The organism is Devosia marina, from assembly GCF_009758415.1.
Taxonomy (GTDB): Bacteria; Pseudomonadota; Alphaproteobacteria; order Rhizobiales; family Devosiaceae; genus Devosia; species Devosia marina.
In genome coordinates this window covers 1432790-1449967 of the sequence record NZ_WQRF01000001.1, presented here as the reverse complement: position 1 = coordinate 1449967, position 17178 = coordinate 1432790, and the positions used below count along the sequence as shown (strand labels likewise).

13 protein-coding genes are annotated in these 17178 nt (G+C 61.3%); 8 read left to right on the top strand and 5 right to left on the bottom strand.

Going from position 1 to position 17178, the window contains the following annotated elements; translation table 11 throughout:
- Window position 1: 1 nt before the first annotated feature.
- The 4 genes from urtD to urtA form a co-directional block, all read right to left on the bottom strand.
- Window positions 2-751: an urea ABC transporter ATP-binding protein UrtD gene (urtD, locus tag GO014_RS07000; RefSeq protein WP_157289623.1), complete on the bottom strand. Its 750-nt coding sequence runs from the start codon at window positions 749-751 to the stop codon at window positions 2-4.
- A gap of 5 nt (window positions 752-756) precedes the next feature.
- Window positions 757-1968 (bottom strand): urea ABC transporter permease subunit UrtC, encoded by a 1212-nt coding sequence (urtC, locus tag GO014_RS06995; protein ID WP_157289622.1) that lies wholly within the window; start codon window positions 1966-1968, stop codon window positions 757-759.
- A gap of 37 nt (window positions 1969-2005) precedes the next feature.
- Window positions 2006-3619, bottom strand: coding sequence for an urea ABC transporter permease subunit UrtB (urtB, locus tag GO014_RS06990; protein WP_343030848.1), 1614 nt, complete (start codon window positions 3617-3619; stop codon window positions 2006-2008).
- A gap of 85 nt (window positions 3620-3704) precedes the next feature.
- Window positions 3705-5000 (bottom strand): urea ABC transporter substrate-binding protein, encoded by a 1296-nt coding sequence (gene urtA, locus GO014_RS06985; RefSeq protein WP_157289620.1) that lies wholly within the window; start codon window positions 4998-5000, stop codon window positions 3705-3707.
- A 235-nt stretch (window positions 5001-5235) separates the two neighbouring features.
- Between urtA and GO014_RS06980 the strand changes: the two genes are divergently transcribed.
- The 8 genes from GO014_RS06980 to GO014_RS06950 all read left to right on the top strand — a co-directional run bounded on the left by GO014_RS06980 (window position 5236) and on the right by GO014_RS06950 (window position 15509).
- On the top strand, window positions 5236-8604 hold the full coding sequence (locus tag GO014_RS06980) for a hybrid sensor histidine kinase/response regulator (protein WP_157289619.1): 3369 nt from the start codon (window positions 5236-5238) through the stop codon (window positions 8602-8604).
- Window positions 8591-9520 carry a response regulator transcription factor gene (locus GO014_RS06975; protein WP_157289618.1) on the top strand — a complete coding sequence of 310 codons (930 nt, stop codon included), beginning with the start codon at window positions 8591-8593 and terminating at the stop codon, window positions 9518-9520. The genes GO014_RS06980 and GO014_RS06975 overlap by 14 nt, the downstream gene beginning before the upstream one ends.
- Window positions 9521-9897: 377 nt before the next feature.
- Window positions 9898-10401 carry an Lrp/AsnC family transcriptional regulator gene (locus GO014_RS06970; RefSeq protein WP_157289617.1) on the top strand — a complete coding sequence of 168 codons (504 nt, stop codon included), beginning with the start codon at window positions 9898-9900 and terminating at the stop codon, window positions 10399-10401.
- A 141-nt stretch (window positions 10402-10542) separates the two neighbouring features.
- Window positions 10543-11574, top strand: coding sequence for an ABC transporter substrate-binding protein (locus GO014_RS06965; RefSeq protein WP_157289616.1), 1032 nt, complete (start codon window positions 10543-10545; stop codon window positions 11572-11574).
- Between the two features lie 117 nt (window positions 11575-11691).
- On the top strand, window positions 11692-12483 hold the full coding sequence (locus tag GO014_RS06960; RefSeq protein WP_246204399.1) for an ABC transporter ATP-binding protein: 792 nt from the start codon (window positions 11692-11694) through the stop codon (window positions 12481-12483).
- Window positions 12480-13295: an ABC transporter permease gene (locus GO014_RS06955; RefSeq protein ID WP_116588242.1), complete on the top strand. Its 816-nt coding sequence runs from the start codon at window positions 12480-12482 to the stop codon at window positions 13293-13295. Before GO014_RS06960 ends, GO014_RS06955 begins: the two co-directional genes overlap by 4 nt.
- Window positions 13296-13360: 65 nt before the next feature.
- The gene (locus GO014_RS18990) at window positions 13361-13606 is read left to right on the top strand and encodes a hypothetical protein (RefSeq protein ID WP_210252414.1); all 246 of its coding nucleotides are present in this window, start codon (window positions 13361-13363) and stop codon (window positions 13604-13606) included.
- Window positions 13527-15509 (top strand): FdhF/YdeP family oxidoreductase, encoded by a 1983-nt coding sequence (locus tag GO014_RS06950; RefSeq protein WP_210252413.1) that lies wholly within the window; start codon window positions 13527-13529, stop codon window positions 15507-15509. Before GO014_RS18990 ends, GO014_RS06950 begins: the two co-directional genes overlap by 80 nt.
- Before the next feature lie 5 nt (window positions 15510-15514).
- Here GO014_RS06950 and GO014_RS06945 read toward each other — a convergent pair whose 3' ends face one another.
- Window positions 15515-17146 (bottom strand): alpha-amylase family protein, encoded by a 1632-nt coding sequence (locus GO014_RS06945; protein WP_157289615.1) that lies wholly within the window; start codon window positions 17144-17146, stop codon window positions 15515-15517.
- Between the last annotated feature and the right edge of the window lie 32 nt (window positions 17147-17178).

The window sequence follows — 17178 nt, the reverse complement described above, 5'->3', positions numbered from 1 at the left end:
CTCACCTCCCCAGATAGCGTTCAATAACAACCGGATTGGCGCTGACCTGATCGAGTGAGCCTTCGGCGAGCACCGATCCTTCTGCAAGGCAGACGACGCGCGAGCCCAATTCGCGGACAAAGCTCATGTCATGCTCGACCACCACCACCGAGCGGGTCTGTGAAATTTCGCGCAGCAGCTTTGCGGTTTCCTCGGTTTCGCTGTCAGTCATGCCGGCCACCGGTTCATCGACCAGCAAGAGCTTTGGATCCTGCGCCAACAACATGCCGATTTCGAGCCATTGTTTCTGGCCGTGGCTGAGATTGGCGGCGAGTTCGTCCTTGCGTGCGATGAGACGGACCGTCTCGAGGATTTCGGTGATCCGCGCCACATCGTCGTCACTGGCGGTGTAGAACAGGGTCGAGAAGATGCCGCGCGGCTTCTTCAGCGCCATTTCCAGGTTGTCCCAGACGGTTTGACTCTCGAAAACCGTCGGCTTCTGGAACTTGCGACCAATGCCCAGATTGGCGATGGCGGCTTCATCCAGCCTGGTCAGGTCAGTACGGCCATCGAACAATACCTGGCCAGTGTCAGGCCGCGTCTTGCCCGTGATAATGTCCATCATGGTGGTCTTGCCCGCGCCATTGGGGCCGATGATTGCCAGCATCTCCGCTGGCTTGACGATGATGGCGAGGTTGTTGATCGCCTTGAAGCCGTCAAAGGCAACCGAGACGCCGTCAAGATAGAGCATGGTATCGGTGTGCGCGCTCATGGCCTTTACTCCGCCGGTTTGGGTTGCGCTTCGTGGCCGAAGCTGGCGGGGTCTTCGCCGCGCTCGATATCTGCGGACTGGGCGGGCGTGGGTGGGGCGGGCCGTTCCGCGTGCTCGGTTTTGCGGCGCATCCTGCCCCACGCCTGGTGCCACAGGCCCACAATGCCTTTGGGCAGGAACAGCGTGGTGAAGACGAACAGCGCGCCCAGGGCAAACAGCCAGAGCTCGGGCAGGGTGGTTGTGAACCAGGATTTGCCCAGATTGACCACGATGGCGCCGATGATCGGGCCGATCAGCGTGCCGCGTCCACCCACGGCCGTCCAGATCACCACTTCGATGGAATTGGCCGGGTCAAATTCTGAGGGGTTGATGATGCCCACCTGCGGGACATAGAGCGCGCCAGCAATGCCAGCCATGATGGCGGAAACCGTGAAGGCAAAGAGCTTCACATATTCAACGCGATAACCGAGGAAGCGGGTGCGGCTTTCCGCGTCGCGCACCGCGATCATCACCTTGCCCAGCTTGGAATTCACGATCATCGAACAGACCAGCACCGAGAGCGCCAGGGCAATGGCGGTGGCGGCGAACAGCGTGGCGCGGGTGCTCTGCGCCTGCACGGACACACCCAGAATATCCTTGAAGTCGGTCAGCCCGTTATTGCCGCCAAAGCCCATATCGTTGCGGAAAAATGCCAGCAGCAGGGCGAAGGTCATCGCCTGGGTGATGATGGAGAGATAGACGCCCGTAACGCGGCTGCGGAACGCAAAGAAACCGAACACAAAGGCCAGCAGGCCGGGAACGAACACAACCATCAGCATGGCGAACCAGAAATTGTCCATGCCCAGCCAGAACCAGGGCAGTTCGGAGTAGTTCAGGAAGACCATGAAGTCGGGCAGCACCGGATTGCCATAGACGCCGCGGCTGCCGATCTGGCGCATCAGATACATGCCCATTGCATAGCCCCCCAGCGCGAAGAAGGCGCCGTGTCCGAGCGAAAGGATTCCGCAATAGCCCCAGACCAGATCGAGGGCGAGCGCGAGGATCGCATAGGCCAGATATTTGCCCATCAGCGAGACGAGATAGGTCGGCACGTGCCCGTACTGGCCCGGCGGGATCAGCAGATTGGCCATGGGCACAAGAACGGCGACGGCCAGGAAGATGGCAATGACCCAGATGGCCTTCTTGTCGAGTGCGCGGAACAGGGCTTGGGTCAGCATGCAAGTTCTCCGGTGGTCTTTGTGCAGATCAGAACACTCATTGTTCCACCGCCCGACCCTTGAGGGCGAACAGCCCTCTCGGCCGCCTTTGAATAAAGAGGATGATGAGGACCAGGATCAGGATCTTGCCCAGAACCGCGCCAGCATAGGGTTCGAGGAACTTGTTCGCGACGCCAAGGGTCAACGCGCCGACCAGCGTGCCCCAGAGATTGCCGACACCGCCAAAGACCACGACCATGAAGCTGTCGATGATGTAGTTCTGGCCCAGATTGGGGGAGATGTTGTCGATCTGGGTCAGCGCCACACCGGCCAGCCCGGCGATGCCGGAGCCTAGGCCGAAGGTCATGGCGTCGACAAAGGGGGTGCGGATGCCCATGGCCGAGGCCATGCGGCGGTTTTGAGTCACGGCACGCATCTGCAGGCCCAGCGCGGTCCGATTGAGCACCATCAGTAGCAACAGGAAGACAATGATGGCAAAAATGACGATCCAGAACCGGCCATAGGTAATCGAGAGACCGAAGAATTCGGTCGAGCCCGACATCCAGGTCGGGGCGATGACCATCTGGTTGGTGGGGCCGAAGATCGAGCGCACGGTCTGCTGCAGGATCAGCGACAGGCCCCAGGTGGCGAGCAGGGTTTCAAGCGGGCGGCCATAGAGCCAGCGGATGATGCCGCGCTCGATGCCGACCCCGATCGCACCGGTGACCAGGAAGGCGCAGGGCAGGGCGATGAGCAGGGAATAGTCGAGCAGGCCGGGGAAATTCTGGCGGATGACCAACTGGACGATGAAGGTGGTGTAGGCCCCCAGCATGACCATTTCACCATGCGCCATGTTGATGACACCCATGACGCCGAAGGTGATGGCCAGACCAATGGCGGCCAGCAGCAGGACCGAGCCGAGCGAGAGGCCAAACCAGACATTCTGCAGGGCGCCCCAGATGGCGCGCTCCTGTTCGAGACCGGCAATGGCCGACTGGATCGTCGGCGCCAGTTCTTCGGGTGCGCCATTGAGCGCGGAGTTGAGGATGGTCAAGGCGTTGCGCCCCGCGCCGGATGCGACCAGCGGCACGGCGGCCTTCCGGTCCGCAACGCTCTGCTCGTCGTCGCCCAGAATGGTCACGGCCCGGGCCGCTTGCATGGCCTTGAGGACATTGGCATCGGTCTCGGCCGCAATGGCCTCGTCGAGCAGCGGGATATTGGCAGGGTCGGGATTGGCCAGAAATCCCTGCGCGGCCGTCAGGCGGCGGGCGGGGCTGTCGCTCATCAGCGTCATTCCGGCGAGGGCGGCGGCGATATCGCGTCGCAAGCCGTTATTGACGCGGATCTTGGAGAGATCAGCATCGGCACCCAGTTCGACAGCCTCGCCTGAAAGCGGTTCGAGATAGGTCGAACCGCGTTCAATCAGGACGGCGCCGGAGGTTTCTTCGAGATAGAGATTGCCATCGCCCAGGGCGGTCAGGACCGGAACGACCGTATCGCTCCCGGTTGCGGCAAGGTCGGCGACGATCTGTTCGAGTTCGCGCAGATTGGCCTCGCCCATGGCCTGAATGGCGGCAGGAATGTCGGTTGCTGCGTCCTGTGCGCGGATGGCGTTGGACGGCAACAGCAGGAACGGCAGGGCCAGAAGCACCAGGCGGAGTGCGCGGAGGATCAGCATCGCGGGGCAAGTCCTTGTCGTTCGGGAAAGTCGAGTTGGCAGGGGCGGCGACGCCCCTGCCCAGGTCAGGCAAGCTGCCTTACATTGCCGAGCCGCAGCTCTCGGTCTCGGTGTTGTAGTTGCCGCAGTTGATCGGGGCGGTCCAATCGGCCTCGAGCATGGCGCTCTCTGGCAGGAAGTCGGACCAGGCATCGCCCGGCACGAGGTCTTCGGTTTCCCAGACCACGAAGAACTGGCCGTCATCCTGGATTTCACCGATCAGCACGGGCTTGGTGATGTGGTGGTTGGGGAGCATGGTGGCCATGCCGCCGGTCAGGTTCGGGGTTTCGAGACCGACAATGGCGTCGATGACGGCGTCAGCATCGGTGGTGCCGGCCGCTTCCACGGCCTTGACCCAGAGGTTGAAGCCAATCAGGTGAGCTTCCATCGGGTCATTGGTGACGCGGTCTTCCGAACCGATGAACGCCTGCCAGTCAGCGATGAACTGCTCATTTTCCGGGGTATCGACACTCATGAAGTAGTTCCAGGCGGCCAGATGGCCCACCAGCGGGGTGGTGTCGAAGCCCGAGAGTTCTTCTTCACCCACCGAGAAGGCCACCACGGGGATGTCCTCAGCGGCAACGCCTTGGTTGCCCAGTTCGCGGTAGAACGGCACGTTGGCGTCACCATTGATGGTGGAGACAACGGCGGTCTTCTTGCCTTCCGAACCAAAGGCGACGATGTCGGAGACAATGGTCTGCCAATCGGAATGACCGAAGGGCGTGTAGTTGATCATGATGTCTTCGGCGGCCACACCCTTGTCGAGCAGGTACTGCTCGAGGATCTTGTTGGTGGTCTGGGGGTAGACATAGTCAGTGCCAGCCAGAACCCAGCGCTCGACGCCCTCTTCGTTCATCAGATAGTCGACGGCTGGAATGGCCTGCTGGTTCGGGGAGGCACCGGTGTAGAACACGTTGCGCTGGGATTCTTCGCCTTCGTACTGCACCGGGTAGAAGAGCAGCGAATTGAGTTCTTCAAACACCGGCAGCACCGATTTGCGGCAAACCGAGGTCCAGCAACCAAACACCGCATCGACTTCATCGACTTCGATGAGCTGACGGGCCAACTCGGCGGCCAGCGGCCAGTCCGACGCGATGTCGACCACGACGGGTTCGAGCATCTTGCCCATCACGCCGCCCTTGGCATTCTGCTGTTCGATCAGGAACAGCATGGTGTCCTTGAGCGTGGTTTCCGAAATCGCCATGGTGCCCGAGAGCGAGTGCAGAATGCCGACCTTGATAGTGTCGTCCTGCGCCATGACCGGCACTGCAGACAGCGAGACGCTGCCGGCAAGTGCGGCGGCGAGCAAAGCGCTTTTCGCGCTGAAGTTTTTCATGTGTTGTCCCTCTAGACCTGTTGAGTCCCTGAAGACACCGGGAGGCGTCCTGGGGGCACACTGGGACATCTCTTAACGTTCGCCCTATACGTCGATTGACGTAACTGCCTGTCGCGTTGATTCCCGCTATCGGCGGAAAGCCCTGAAAAACCGCGTGATTTTTCCCAATTTCGTGCTATTGAAGGGCTGGCGATTTTTTGGGCAGCGCGACGAATTGGTTAAGGCTTAGGCTTGCATGGCACGGCAGCGGATCATTCCGGTCAGGCGCGAATATAATCGCTGGGTGGCCGACCAGACCCTGGAAGACTATGCGCTGCGCTTTACCGCCAAGTCGGCTCGGCGCTTCTCCAATGACCGGATTTCCCAGACCGCTATCGGCGCCATTTCCTTCCTTGCACTGGAGGCGATCGGCGGGGCCATTACACTTTCCTACGGCACCACCAATGCGTTGATTGCGATTCTCGTCGCCTCCATCGCCATTTTGCTGGTTGGCGTGCCGATCTCGCGCTACGCGACCCGGCATGGCGTCGATGTCGACCTGCTCACGCGCGGGGCCAGCTTTGGCTATATCGGCTCGACGATCACTTCGCTGATCTATGCCAGCTTTACCTTCATCCTCTTCGCCATCGAGGCCTCGATCATGTCGAGCGCGCTGGAACTGGCCTTCGGTATTCCGCTCTGGATCGGCCATATCATTTCGGCGCTGGTGGTAATCCCGCTGGTGACACATGGCATCCGCATGATCTCCTCGTTCCAGATGCTGACCCAGCCGATCTGGATCGTGCTCAATATCCTGCCCTTCTTCTTCATCGCCTTCATGGATTGGGAGAAGTTCGACCTGTGGCGCGCCTTTGCCGGGCTCGGAGAGCCGGAAGGCGCTGCGGGCAGTATCGCGCCATTCGAAATCGCCAAGTTTGGCGCCGCATCGGCGGTCATCCTGGCCCTGATGACCCAGATCGGCGAGCAGGTCGACTTCCTGCGCTTCCTGCCGGCCGAAGGGGCACCGAAATGGCGGCACAAGATCGGCATCTTCCTGGCAGGTGCCGGCTGGGTGGTGGTCGGTGCGCCAAAGCTTATTGCCGGCTCGTTCCTGGCCTTTCTCGCACTTTCAGTGGGTGTTTCGCCCGAACATGCCTCCGAGCCGGGGCATATGTATGCCGTCGCGTTTGGCTACATGATCCCCAATGAGTTCGTGGCATTGATGCTGATGGCGGTGTTTGTCGTCGTTAGCCAGCTCAAGATCAATGTGATGAACGCCTATGCCGGCTCGCTCGCCTGGTCGAACTTCTTCTCGCGTCTGACCCACAGCCATCCAGGGCGTGTGGTCTGGCTGCTGTTCAATGTCGCCATTGCGCTGTTGCTCATGGAGCTGGGCATTTATCGGCTGCTCGAAGAGACGCTGGGCATCTTCTCGATCATTGCCATGGCCTGGCTGTGCTCGATTTCTGCGGATCTGTTCATCAACAAGCCCCTGGGCCTGGCGCCGCCGGGCATCGAGTTCAAGCGCGCCCATCTTTATGACATCAATCCGGTCGGCGTCGGCTCGATGTTCCTGTCTGTCGTCATCGCCCTGACCGCCCATTTCGGCGCCTTTGGCGAGATGGCCTCGGCGCTCTCACCCTATATCGCCTTGATCGTTTGCTTCATCGCCTCACCGGCCATCGCCTGGGCAACAAAGGGCAAGTATTATCTCGCCCGCAAGCCGCGCAAGCAGTGGCAGTCCAGGCAAACGCTTACCTGCTCGATCTGCGAGCATCCCTTCGAGCCCGAGGACATGGCCTGGTGCCCGGCCTATGCGGCGCCCATCTGTTCGCTGTGCTGCTCGCTCGATGCGCGTTGCCACGATATGTGCAAGCCACACGCGCATTTCCGCGCGCAGACCCATGCGGTGGCGGCGAGTATCCTGCCGCAATGGGCCATCGACAAATTACGGTCCCGCCTGGGGCGCTATGGCATTTCCATGGCTATTGCCACGGCGATTCTGGGCGGCATTCTGGGGCTGATCTACTATTTTGCCAGTCGCTCGGCGCCCAATACCGCCGATGTCGTCGGCGGCACGCTACTGGTGGTGTTCTTTGTCTTTGCGGTCGCCGCTGGGGTCATGACCTGGTTCCTGGTGCTGGCGCATGACAGTCGCCTGGTGGCCGAGGAGGAAAGCTCGCGTCAGAATACGTTGCTCCTCAAGGAAATCGACGCGCACTCGAAAACCGACGCCGAATTGCAGCGCGCCAAGGAAAAGGCCGAGGCTGCCAATCAGGCCAAGTCGCGCTATGTCGTCGGCCTCAGCCATGAATTGCGCACGCCGCTCAATGCGGTGATGGGCTATGCGCAAATTCTCGAACGCGACGGGCAATTGCCGGAGAACCGTCGCGGCTCGGCACAGGTCATTCGCCGCAGCGCCGAGCATCTGTCGGGACTGATCGACGGGCTGCTCGACATTTCCAAGATAGAAGCCGGGCGGCTGCAGGTCTATGCCAGCGAGGTCAATATCCAGGATTTCCTGGATCAGATCGTCGACATGTTCCGCCTGCAGGCCGAGGCCAAGGGGCTCGAATTCCGCCATGAGCGCGCCCGTGCGCTACCCGACTATGTGCGGACCGACGAGAAACGGTTGCGGCAAATCCTGGTCAACCTCCTATCCAACGCCATCAAGTTCACGAGTGCTGGTCATGTCAGCTTCAGCGTCGGCTATCGCATGCAGGTGGCGACTTTCACAGTTGAGGATAGCGGCAGCGGCATCGCGGCGGCCGATCTTGATCATGTCTTTGAGCCCTTTGTCCGTGGCGAGGCGGAGCGCAATCGCTTTACACCGGGGCTGGGGCTGGGCCTCACCATCACCAAGCTGCTGACCGAGACGCTAGGCGGTGAGATCACCGTGTCCAGCGCCGTGGGAGAGGGCACGCGCTTCCAGGCCCGGCTGATGCTGTCTAAGGTTGAGCGGCCGGCCAAGCGCATGGCGCCCGTGCAGCAGATCATTGGCTATCAGGGCAGGCGGCGCACCATCATGGTCGTTGATGACAATGCCGACCACCGCCAGTTGATGCACGAAATGCTCGCCCCGCTCGGCTTTACAGTTCTTACGGCGGTCGATGGTCAGTCCTGTCTTGCCGCCATCGAGACGGCGCGGCCCGATCTGTTCTTTGTCGACATCCGCATGCCGGGCATGAGCGGCTGGGAGCTGGTGCAGGCCATGCGTGCTCGTGGCGTGGTGGCGCCGATGATCATGCTCTCGGCCAATATCGGGGATGGCGCCAATCCCACCAGTGCGGATGCCGGACATAGTGATACGCTGGCCAAGCCTTTCGATCTTAACCAGCTTGTCGACCGGCTGGGCACGCATCTGGGGTTGGAATGGGTCCATGAAGCGCCTGACAAACCTGCACCGCGGGACAGACAAATGCGGTCTCCGGGCGCAGAACACTTGCGTGACCTGGCCGCACTCAGTCAAATCGGCCATGTCAGGGGCATTGATGACAAGCTGGCCGAGCTGGCGGCCGATCCGGCCAATCTGCCACTTGTCGAGGCGCTAAGGCAGCATATGCAGAATTTTGATTTCGACGGCTTCGCCGAAACGCTGGAGCGGGTAGGCCATGAGCCGGATTGAGCAGGAACAGGACATCGTTCTTCTGGTCGACGACTCGCCGGAGTCGCTTGGTTTTCTGACCACGGCTCTCGAACAGGCGGGTGTCACCGTGCTTGTCGCCCGCAGCGGCGAGGCAGCGCTCAAGATCATTGAACGGGTCACGCCGGACGTGGTGCTGATGGATGCGGTGATGCCGGGGCTGGATGGTTTTGAAACCTGCCGGCAGATGAAAGCACTGCCGCCGCTGGTCCATGTGCCAATCATCTTCATGACCGGGCTGACCGAGACCGAGCATGTAGTGCATGCGCTCGAAAGCGGCGGGGTGGATTATCTCTCCAAGCCGATCAACGTGGATGAATTGCGCGCCCGGATAAGGGTGCATCTTGCCAATGCGCGGCGGGCGCAAAGCGCCCGCATTGCTCTGGATGCTGCCGGACGGCACCTGGTGGCCTTTGCCGCAGAGGGGCTGGTGCTTTGGTCGACACCCCAGGCCAATCGGCTGCTGGATCGCTCGGGTCTGGGGCAGGGGGTCCAACTCAGCATGTCGCGGTGCTTTGTCGACTGGCGCCTGGCCGAAGGCGAGCGACCAACGCCGGGGGGGGGGTTCGATCTCAAGACAGGAGAGAGCATCGGCCTGCACTTTGCCTTTCTGGGCGTTGTTGGCGGGGACGAATACCTGTTCCGCATCGCGCGCGCCCAGGAGGAGGGGCAGGAAGAGGTCCTGCGCCAGCAATTCGGTCTGACGCAGCGCGAAAGCGAAGTGCTGCTCTGGATCGGGCGCGGCAAGTCCAACAAGGATATTGGCGATATTCTGGGCCTCAGCCCGCGCACGGTGAACAAGCACCTGGAGCAGGTCTATGCCAAGCTGGGCGTGGAAAACCGTGCCTCGGCCGCCATCAAGGCGATCCAGTCGCTACAGGCGCCGTTCGAGCTTTAGCCGCGCTGCGCGTCGTTCTCCGATCACAAAAGCAATGTGAGCCTGTTTGGCGGGAACCGCCTGCGCGTCCGGTCGTTGAGCAAGCGAACCGGACAATGATCAATCCGGACCCATCTATGGTGGACCGCCAACAGAGCCTCCACCATCCGATCGGTGGTCGGTCGCAGAGGTTGACGCTCCTTTGTTGGCCGCCCCGGAGGGGCGCGAGACTTCGGTTTCGCGCCCTGTTTCTTGCGCACGGCCAATCGGAATGTCGCGGATTTGCGGACAAAAAGCGGACGAAATTCGAGAGTATTTGTTTACCAGATTACTGCCCATTTGTGGGGGTGGCGGGGGATAAGCCGCCCGGTCCTTGTCAGGACATCGCCACGGGATACATGGTCGAATTATTGCTCGTCCTGCCGGAGAACCGCGCCTTGCCCCTACAGCCCGATGCGACTGACCGGAAATTATTGCGTGAACTGCAACGCGATTCCCATCGCAGTGTACAAGTTCTTGGTGACACGGTTGGCTTGTCGCCCTCTGCCTGCCACCGGCGTATCAGGGCGCTGGAGGAGGCCGGCTTCGTGCAGGGCTATCGCGCCGAGCTCGATGCGGGGCGGCTTGGCTTTGCCATGCAATTCTTCATCGAGGTGGGGCTGACAAGCCAGAGCGAAGCGGCGCTCGATGCCTTCGAGGCCGCCGTTCAGGATATACCCGAAGTGCTCGAATGCCATCTGATGGCCGGCCAGTCCGACTATATCTTGCGGGTGATTTGCCGGGACCACGAGGATTTCGAGCATCTGCATCGCCGCTTGAGCGCTCGGCTGCCCGGGGTGGCGCGCATTCATTCCAATATGAGTATTCGGCGGGTCAAGGCGCGTTCGGGCCTGCCGATCTGAGCCTGGCGGAGAAAGAGGCAGCAGGTTGCTGAGAAATTGGGCAGCAATGCTGTCTGATGCCAAAATGGTCAGAAAAAACTTGCGCGCGGGCGGTGACTGCGCTTGATTTCTCCTCATAACAAAACTGGGGACGTCAAAATCATGCTTTCTCGCCGCCACTTTACCGCAGCCCTGGCTCTGGCAACGGGCCTGTCCGTTTCCGGCCTGGCCCTGCCCGCCCTGGCGCAGACCGACATCAAGCTGACGCTTGACTGGCGCTTCGAGGGTCCCGCCGCCGGCTTCCTTCTGGCTCAGGACAATGGCTATTTCGCCGATGAAGGGCTTAACGTCACCATCGATGTCGGCAATGGCTCGGTCGAGGCCATTCCGCGTGTCGCCACCGGCGCCTATCAGCTTGGCTTCGGCGATATCAACTCGCTGATCAAGTTCCTGGACGAAGACCCGTCCCAGCCGGTCAAGGCCGTGATGATGGTCTATGACAAGCCGGTGTTCTCAGTGGTGGGCCGCAGGTCGCTCGGCATCACCGAGGATCCCAAGTCTCTGGAAGGCAAGAAGCTGGGCGCACCGCCGCCGGATGGCGCCTTTGCCCAATGGCCCGCTTTCAAGGAAGTGGCCGGAATCGATGATAGTGCCATCACCCTTGAATCGATCGGCTTCCCGGTGCGCGAACCGATGCTGGCGTCCGGCGATGTGGACGGCGTCTTTGGCTTCGCCTTCTCGGTGATCCTCAACCTTAAGGCCAATGGTGTGCCGGAAGACGATATCGTGCCGTTGCTGTTCGCCGATCACGGCCTCAATCTTTATGGCAATGCCATCATGGTCAATGAGGCCTTTGCCGAGGAAAATCCGGAGGCGGTCAAGGGTTTCCTCCGCGCCTTGGCAAAGGGCTTTGCCGACGCCGTGGCGGATCCGGGTGCCGGCGCTGCCGCCGTTTTGGCGCGCAACGAAATTCTCGACATCAACACCGAGACCGAGCGCCTGGAAATGGCCAATGAGATGAATATCAAGACCCCGTACGTGGTCGAGAACGGCTTTGGCGGCATCGACGAGGCGCGGCTGGCCGCGTCCATCGAAACGCTCAAGATCTCCATGGGCCTACAGGGCAATGTGACTGCCGCCGACATCTTCGATGCGCAGTTTCTGCCCCCGGCAGAGGAGCGCATGCTGCCCTGATAGCGGCCTGCATTCCCGGGCGATAAGGGACGCCCGGGTCATCCGCCCCGAGCCATTCTTCCGAGGGAACGGGAATGGTTTCGGGGCGGTCCTGTTCTGCCTTGACTGGAGATGCCTATGGCCTCGCCCCTGGTTTCAATCGAAAATGTCGACATGCGCTATGGCGGGCCGGATGGCACGCTGGCGGTGAGTGGGCTCAATCTCAAAATTCAGCGCGGCGAATTCGTCGCCGTCGTCGGCCCCTCGGGCTGTGGCAAGTCCACCCTCATGAAGCTGACTACGGGGCTGCATATTCCGCAATCGGGCTCGGTGGTTGTGGCCAATAGCCAGGTGACCAAGCCGGTTTCGATCGTGGGCATGGCCTTCCAGAACCCCACCATGCTGCCCTGGCGCACAACGCTGGAAAACATCCTGTTGCCGCTCGAGATCGTCGAGCGCCATCGCCACCGGCTGCGTGCGCACAAGGCGGAATATGTCGCCAAGGCGGAAAAGCTGCTTGAAACCGTCGGCCTCAAGGGCTTTGGCGAAAAATTTCCCTGGCAATTGTCCGGCGGCATGCAGCAGCGGGCAAATCTTTGCCGCGCGCTGATCCATGAACCCGAACTGCTGATGCTCGACGAACCCTTTGGAGCGCTCGACGCCTTCACTCGGGAGGAATTGTGGTGCGTCATCCGCGACCTGCATGCAACGCAGGACGTCACCATTGCGCTGGTGACCCATGATCTGCGCGAGAGCGTGTTCCTGGCCGACAAGGTCGTGGTGATGAGCGCACGTCCGGGCCGCATCATCTCCGAGCATGTCGTGCCTTTTGCGCGGCCGCGTCAGCTCGAACTGCTCTATGAACCGGCCTTCAACGAAATGGTGCAGAAGCTGCACGGGGAAATCGCCACCGCGAGGGCTGCAGCATGAGCTCAACAGAAACCAGAACGCCTGTCGCGGCGGCGCCAAAGCCGGCGCTCAAGATCAACTGGGTGCGGCTGTCCCCGGTGCTTTACACCATCGGGCTGTTCGTCATCTGGGAGCTGGGCGCGCGCATTTCCGGCCTGCCGCATACCATCCTGCCTACCCCGACGCGGGTGTTCGAAGCCATCTTCCAGTATTGGTCGCCGATCTGGAAGAATTCGGTGCAGACGCTCTACACGACCGTGCTCGGCTTCCTTATCGCCATCGTGGCCGGGCTCGGCATTGGCCTGTTCATCGGCTGGTCCAAGACCATTTATGCCGGGCTCTACCCGATCATGGTGGGTTTCAACGCCATTCCCAAGGTGGCGCTGGTGCCGATCCTGGTGATCTGGTTTGGCATCGGCACTGTACCCGCAGTGCTGACCGCCTTTCTGATCTCCTTCTTCCCCATCGTGGTCAACGTGGCAACAGGCCTTGCCACCATCGAGCCGGAAACCGAGGACGTGTTGCGAGCGCTCGGCGCCAAGAAGCTCGACATCATGCTCAAGGTCGGTATTCCGCGTTCCATGCCTTATTTCTTCGGCTCGCTGAAAGTGGCGATCACCCTGGCCTTTGTCGGCTCGGTGGTGAGCGAAACCGTCGCGTCCAATTCGGGGCTGGGTCAGATGATGGCGTCGGCGCAGTCCAACTTCAACGTGCCGCTGGTCTTTGCGGGCCTGTTGATGCTGGCCGTTGAAGGCATCGCCATGTATGCGCTGATGGCCTGGATCGAGAAACGCATGACCGGTTGGGCGCACCGCTCGACAATGTCGAACTGATCGCGCAAGCATTTCCCTTGCCCCAATGCCCGCCGCTGGCGAACAATGGGGCGAGGAGAAATGATTTGACCGATACCAGCCACATCGTGGGCGGCGGCCCCAAGAAGGTGCTTTACACCCTCTCGACCATCAACCGGATCGGGGTGGGCAAGGCCACCAAGGCGCTGACCGCCAGGAACACCTGCAAGGCCTGCGCCTATGGCATGGGCGGCCAGCAGGGCGGCATGACCAATGAGCTGGGCGAATTCCCTTCGGTCTGCAACAAGTCGGTGCAGGCCCAGTCCTGCGCTGGTTTTCGAGCACACCATTGACGATCTGGCCGAATTGAGCGGCAAGGAGATGGAATCACTGGGGCGGCTGGGCACGCCGCTGTTCCGCCGCGCCGGCGCCAGCCGCTTCGAACCTCTGGATTGGGATGCGGCGCTCGACCATGCCGCCCATCGGCTGGCCGAGACCGATCCGCAGCGCAGCTTCTTCTATTCTTCGGGCCGCTCATCCAACGAGGCGGGCTTCCTGTTCCAGCTCCTGGCGCGGGCCTATGGCACCAACAATGTCAACAATTGCTCCTACTACTGCCACCAGGCGACCAGTGAGGGCCTGAAGACGACCATCGGCACCGGCACGGCGACGATCGAGCTGGACGACCTGACCGGTGCCGACCTTATCTTCGTCATTGGCGCCAATCCCTCGTCCAACCATCCCCGCTTCATTCACATGCTGAAGAACTGCCGCGAACGGGGCGGACAGGTCATTGTCCTCAATCCGGCCAAGGAGCCGGGGCTGGTAAAGTTCGCCGTGCCGAAATCGCCATTGTCCATGCTCAAGGGCGGCAGCGAGATCGCCTCGGACTATCTGCAGCCGCGCATCGGCAGCGACATTGCGCTGTTCAAGGGCTTGGCCAAGGCCGTCCTCGAACAGGGAACCGCAGACCGCGATTTCATCTCATCGCACACGGGCGAGTTTGCGGGCTTCAAGTCCGATCTCGATGCTCTGAGCTGGGACACAATCACTTCAGTCTGCGGTCTCGCCCGGTCCGAAATCGAGCGCGTGGCCGCCGCCTATGGCCGCGCAAGGAACGCCGTCTTTGCCTGGGGCATGGGCATGACCCACCATGTCCATGGCGTTGCCAATGTGGAGGCCATCGCCAATCTGGCGCTGCTGCGCGGCATGATCGGGCGCCGCTTTGCTGGGCTGCTGCCCCTGCGCGGCCATTCCAATGTGCAGGGCATCGGCACCATCGGCGTCAAGCCGGTGTTGGCGCGCGATGTGCTCGATCGCATGCAGGAGGCCTTTGGCGTGACCTTCCCGGAGGAAAAGGGGCTCGACACCATGGCCTGCATGCAAAAGGCCGCTGCCGGCGCGATCGACGCGGCTGTCATTATGGGCGGCAATCTCTGGGCCGCGACACCGGACACCGCCTTTTCCTCACGCGCTATGGCCAATATCGGCTTCAAGCTGTTCCTCACCACCACGCTCAATCAGGGCCATGTGCATGGCGTGGGCGAGGGGGAGATGATGATCCTGCCGGTCACGGCGCGCGACGAGGAATGGGAGCCGACTACGCAGGAATCCATGTTCAACTTCGTGCGTCTGTCCGATGGCGGCATTCGGCGCATCGAAACCGTGCGCCCGGAAAGCTGGATCCTGGGGCAATTGGGCCAGCGGATGCTGCCGCAATCGCCCATAGATTTTGCAGCTTTTTCCGGTCACGCAAAACTGCGCGATGCCATCGCTGCCATTGTGCCGGGCATGGAACAACTGGCGGATATCGATGTAGCCAAGCGCGAGTTCCACATTCGCAATCGCGTGCTGCATGCGCCCTCGTTCGGCACGGCGGATGGAAAGGCGCACTTCGTGGTGACACCGCTACCCGAACAGGCACCGGGCCGCCTGATGCTGGCCAGCATGCGCAGCGAGGGGCAGTTCAATTCGATCATCTATGAGGAAACCGACAGCTATCGCGGCCAGGCAGGGCGAGAGTCGATTTTCCTCAATGCAGACGACATGGCCGCGCGCGGATTGGTCGAGGGGCAGGCGGTGATGGTCCGGTCCGACGCCGGGGAAATGCGTGGCATTGCCACGCGGTTCGATCTGCCTCCGGGCTCGGTGCTGGCCTATTATCCGGAAGCCAATGTCCTGGTGGGGCAGGCGGTCGATCCGCGCAGCAAGACCCCCGCCTTCAAATCCGTGCCCGTGGAGGTATCGGCAGCGTGAGCGCGCTAGCGCCGCTCACCATTGCAGCGCAGCCAGCAATAGCCATAGGGCGACAGCGCGATTTCGCCATCGCCCTCGATCGGTCCGGTCGGTGAATCGGTCAGCATCGGCATGAGCTCTTCGATGCCTTCATCGGCCAGATGAAATGACTTGGGTTCGCCAGCAAAGTTATGGGCGGTGATGACCCGGTTGCCGCGCCAGCGACTGGAGAGCACGAGCAATTCATCGTCGCCGACATCAATGATCTCGACCCCACCCCAGCCGACTTCCGGGGAGGATCGGCGCGCCGAGACCATATCGGCAATGGCATGGAAGAACGAGTTGCGGTGCTGGGTCTGCATGGCCGCGTTGACATGATGGTAGCTGAACTTTCCCCTGTCTATCAGCGGCCGGACAAGGCGGTCTTTTGGCGCATCCGAGAACCCGCCATTATGCCTTGGCGACCATTGCATTGGCGTGCGGACAGCTTCGCGTTCGGGCAGGGCCAGGTCTTCCCCCATGCCGATCTCGTCGCCATACCAGATAACGGGTGTGCCCGGCAGGGCCAGCAACAGCGAAAAAGCCATCTTCAGACGCGTCTGGTCCCCATTGAACATGCTGGCGAGGCGGCGTCTCAGGCCACGGTCATAGATCTGCATGTTCGGGTCCGGCCCGAAGGCGGAGAAACATTGCTCGCGCTCCTGTTCCGTGAGGTTTCCCAGGTTCAGCTCGTCATGGTTGCGCAGAAAGACGGCCCATTGGCCCATGCCCTGAGGTTCGGGTCTTGCGGCCAGCGAGCGACGCAGGGGGGCGGCAGTCCCGCGCGCGAGGGAGAGGAACAATTGCTGGTTGCCGACAAAGTCGAAAACCATGGTCATGCGGTCTCCGGCGGCAAAATAGTCGGGCGCTTCTTCGTAGCTGATATTGGCCTCGGCCAGCAGAATGGCTTCGGCCTTGCGCCAGGACAGGAAGTCGTGAATCTCGGTCAGCATGGCGTGGGGGTCCACGACCGGCTTGTCCGTCAGCACGCCGCGCGGCTCAATCAGAAACGGCACGGCATCAACGCGAAATCCTGACACGCCCAGCGCCAGCCAGAACCCCATGATCTTGAGAATTTCCTGCCTCACGGCGGGGTTGGTCGTGTTGAGGTCCGGCTGGAACTTGTAGAACCGGTGCATGTACCAGGCCTTGGCGGTTCGGTCATAGCTCCAGATGGCCTTCTGCACGCCGGGAAAGACAATGCCGTCGGTGATATTGTCCGGTTTCTCGTCGCGCCATACATACCAGTCGCGGTAGGGCGAGTTCGGGTCGGCCCGGGCGGCCTGAAACCAGGGATGCTCGTCGGAGGTATGGTTGACGACGAGGTCGACAATCACCCGCATGCCCCGATCTTTGGCCGCTTCGATGAACTCGACAAAGTCCCCCAATGTCCCAAGCGCGGGGTCTATGCCGTAATAGTCTGAGATGTCGTAGCCATTGTCCCGTCGTGGGGACGGATAGAATGGATTGAGCCAGATACAGGTGACGCCCAGCCGTTCGAGATGATCGAGCCTGTCGGCCAGCCCCACAAAATCGCCGGTGCCGTCACCATTGGCGTCCATGAAGCTTTTGACATCGACGCAATAGACGATGGCATTCTTGTACCAGAGATTGGCCATGCATAGGTCCTGACGCTTTCAGGACAAACCGA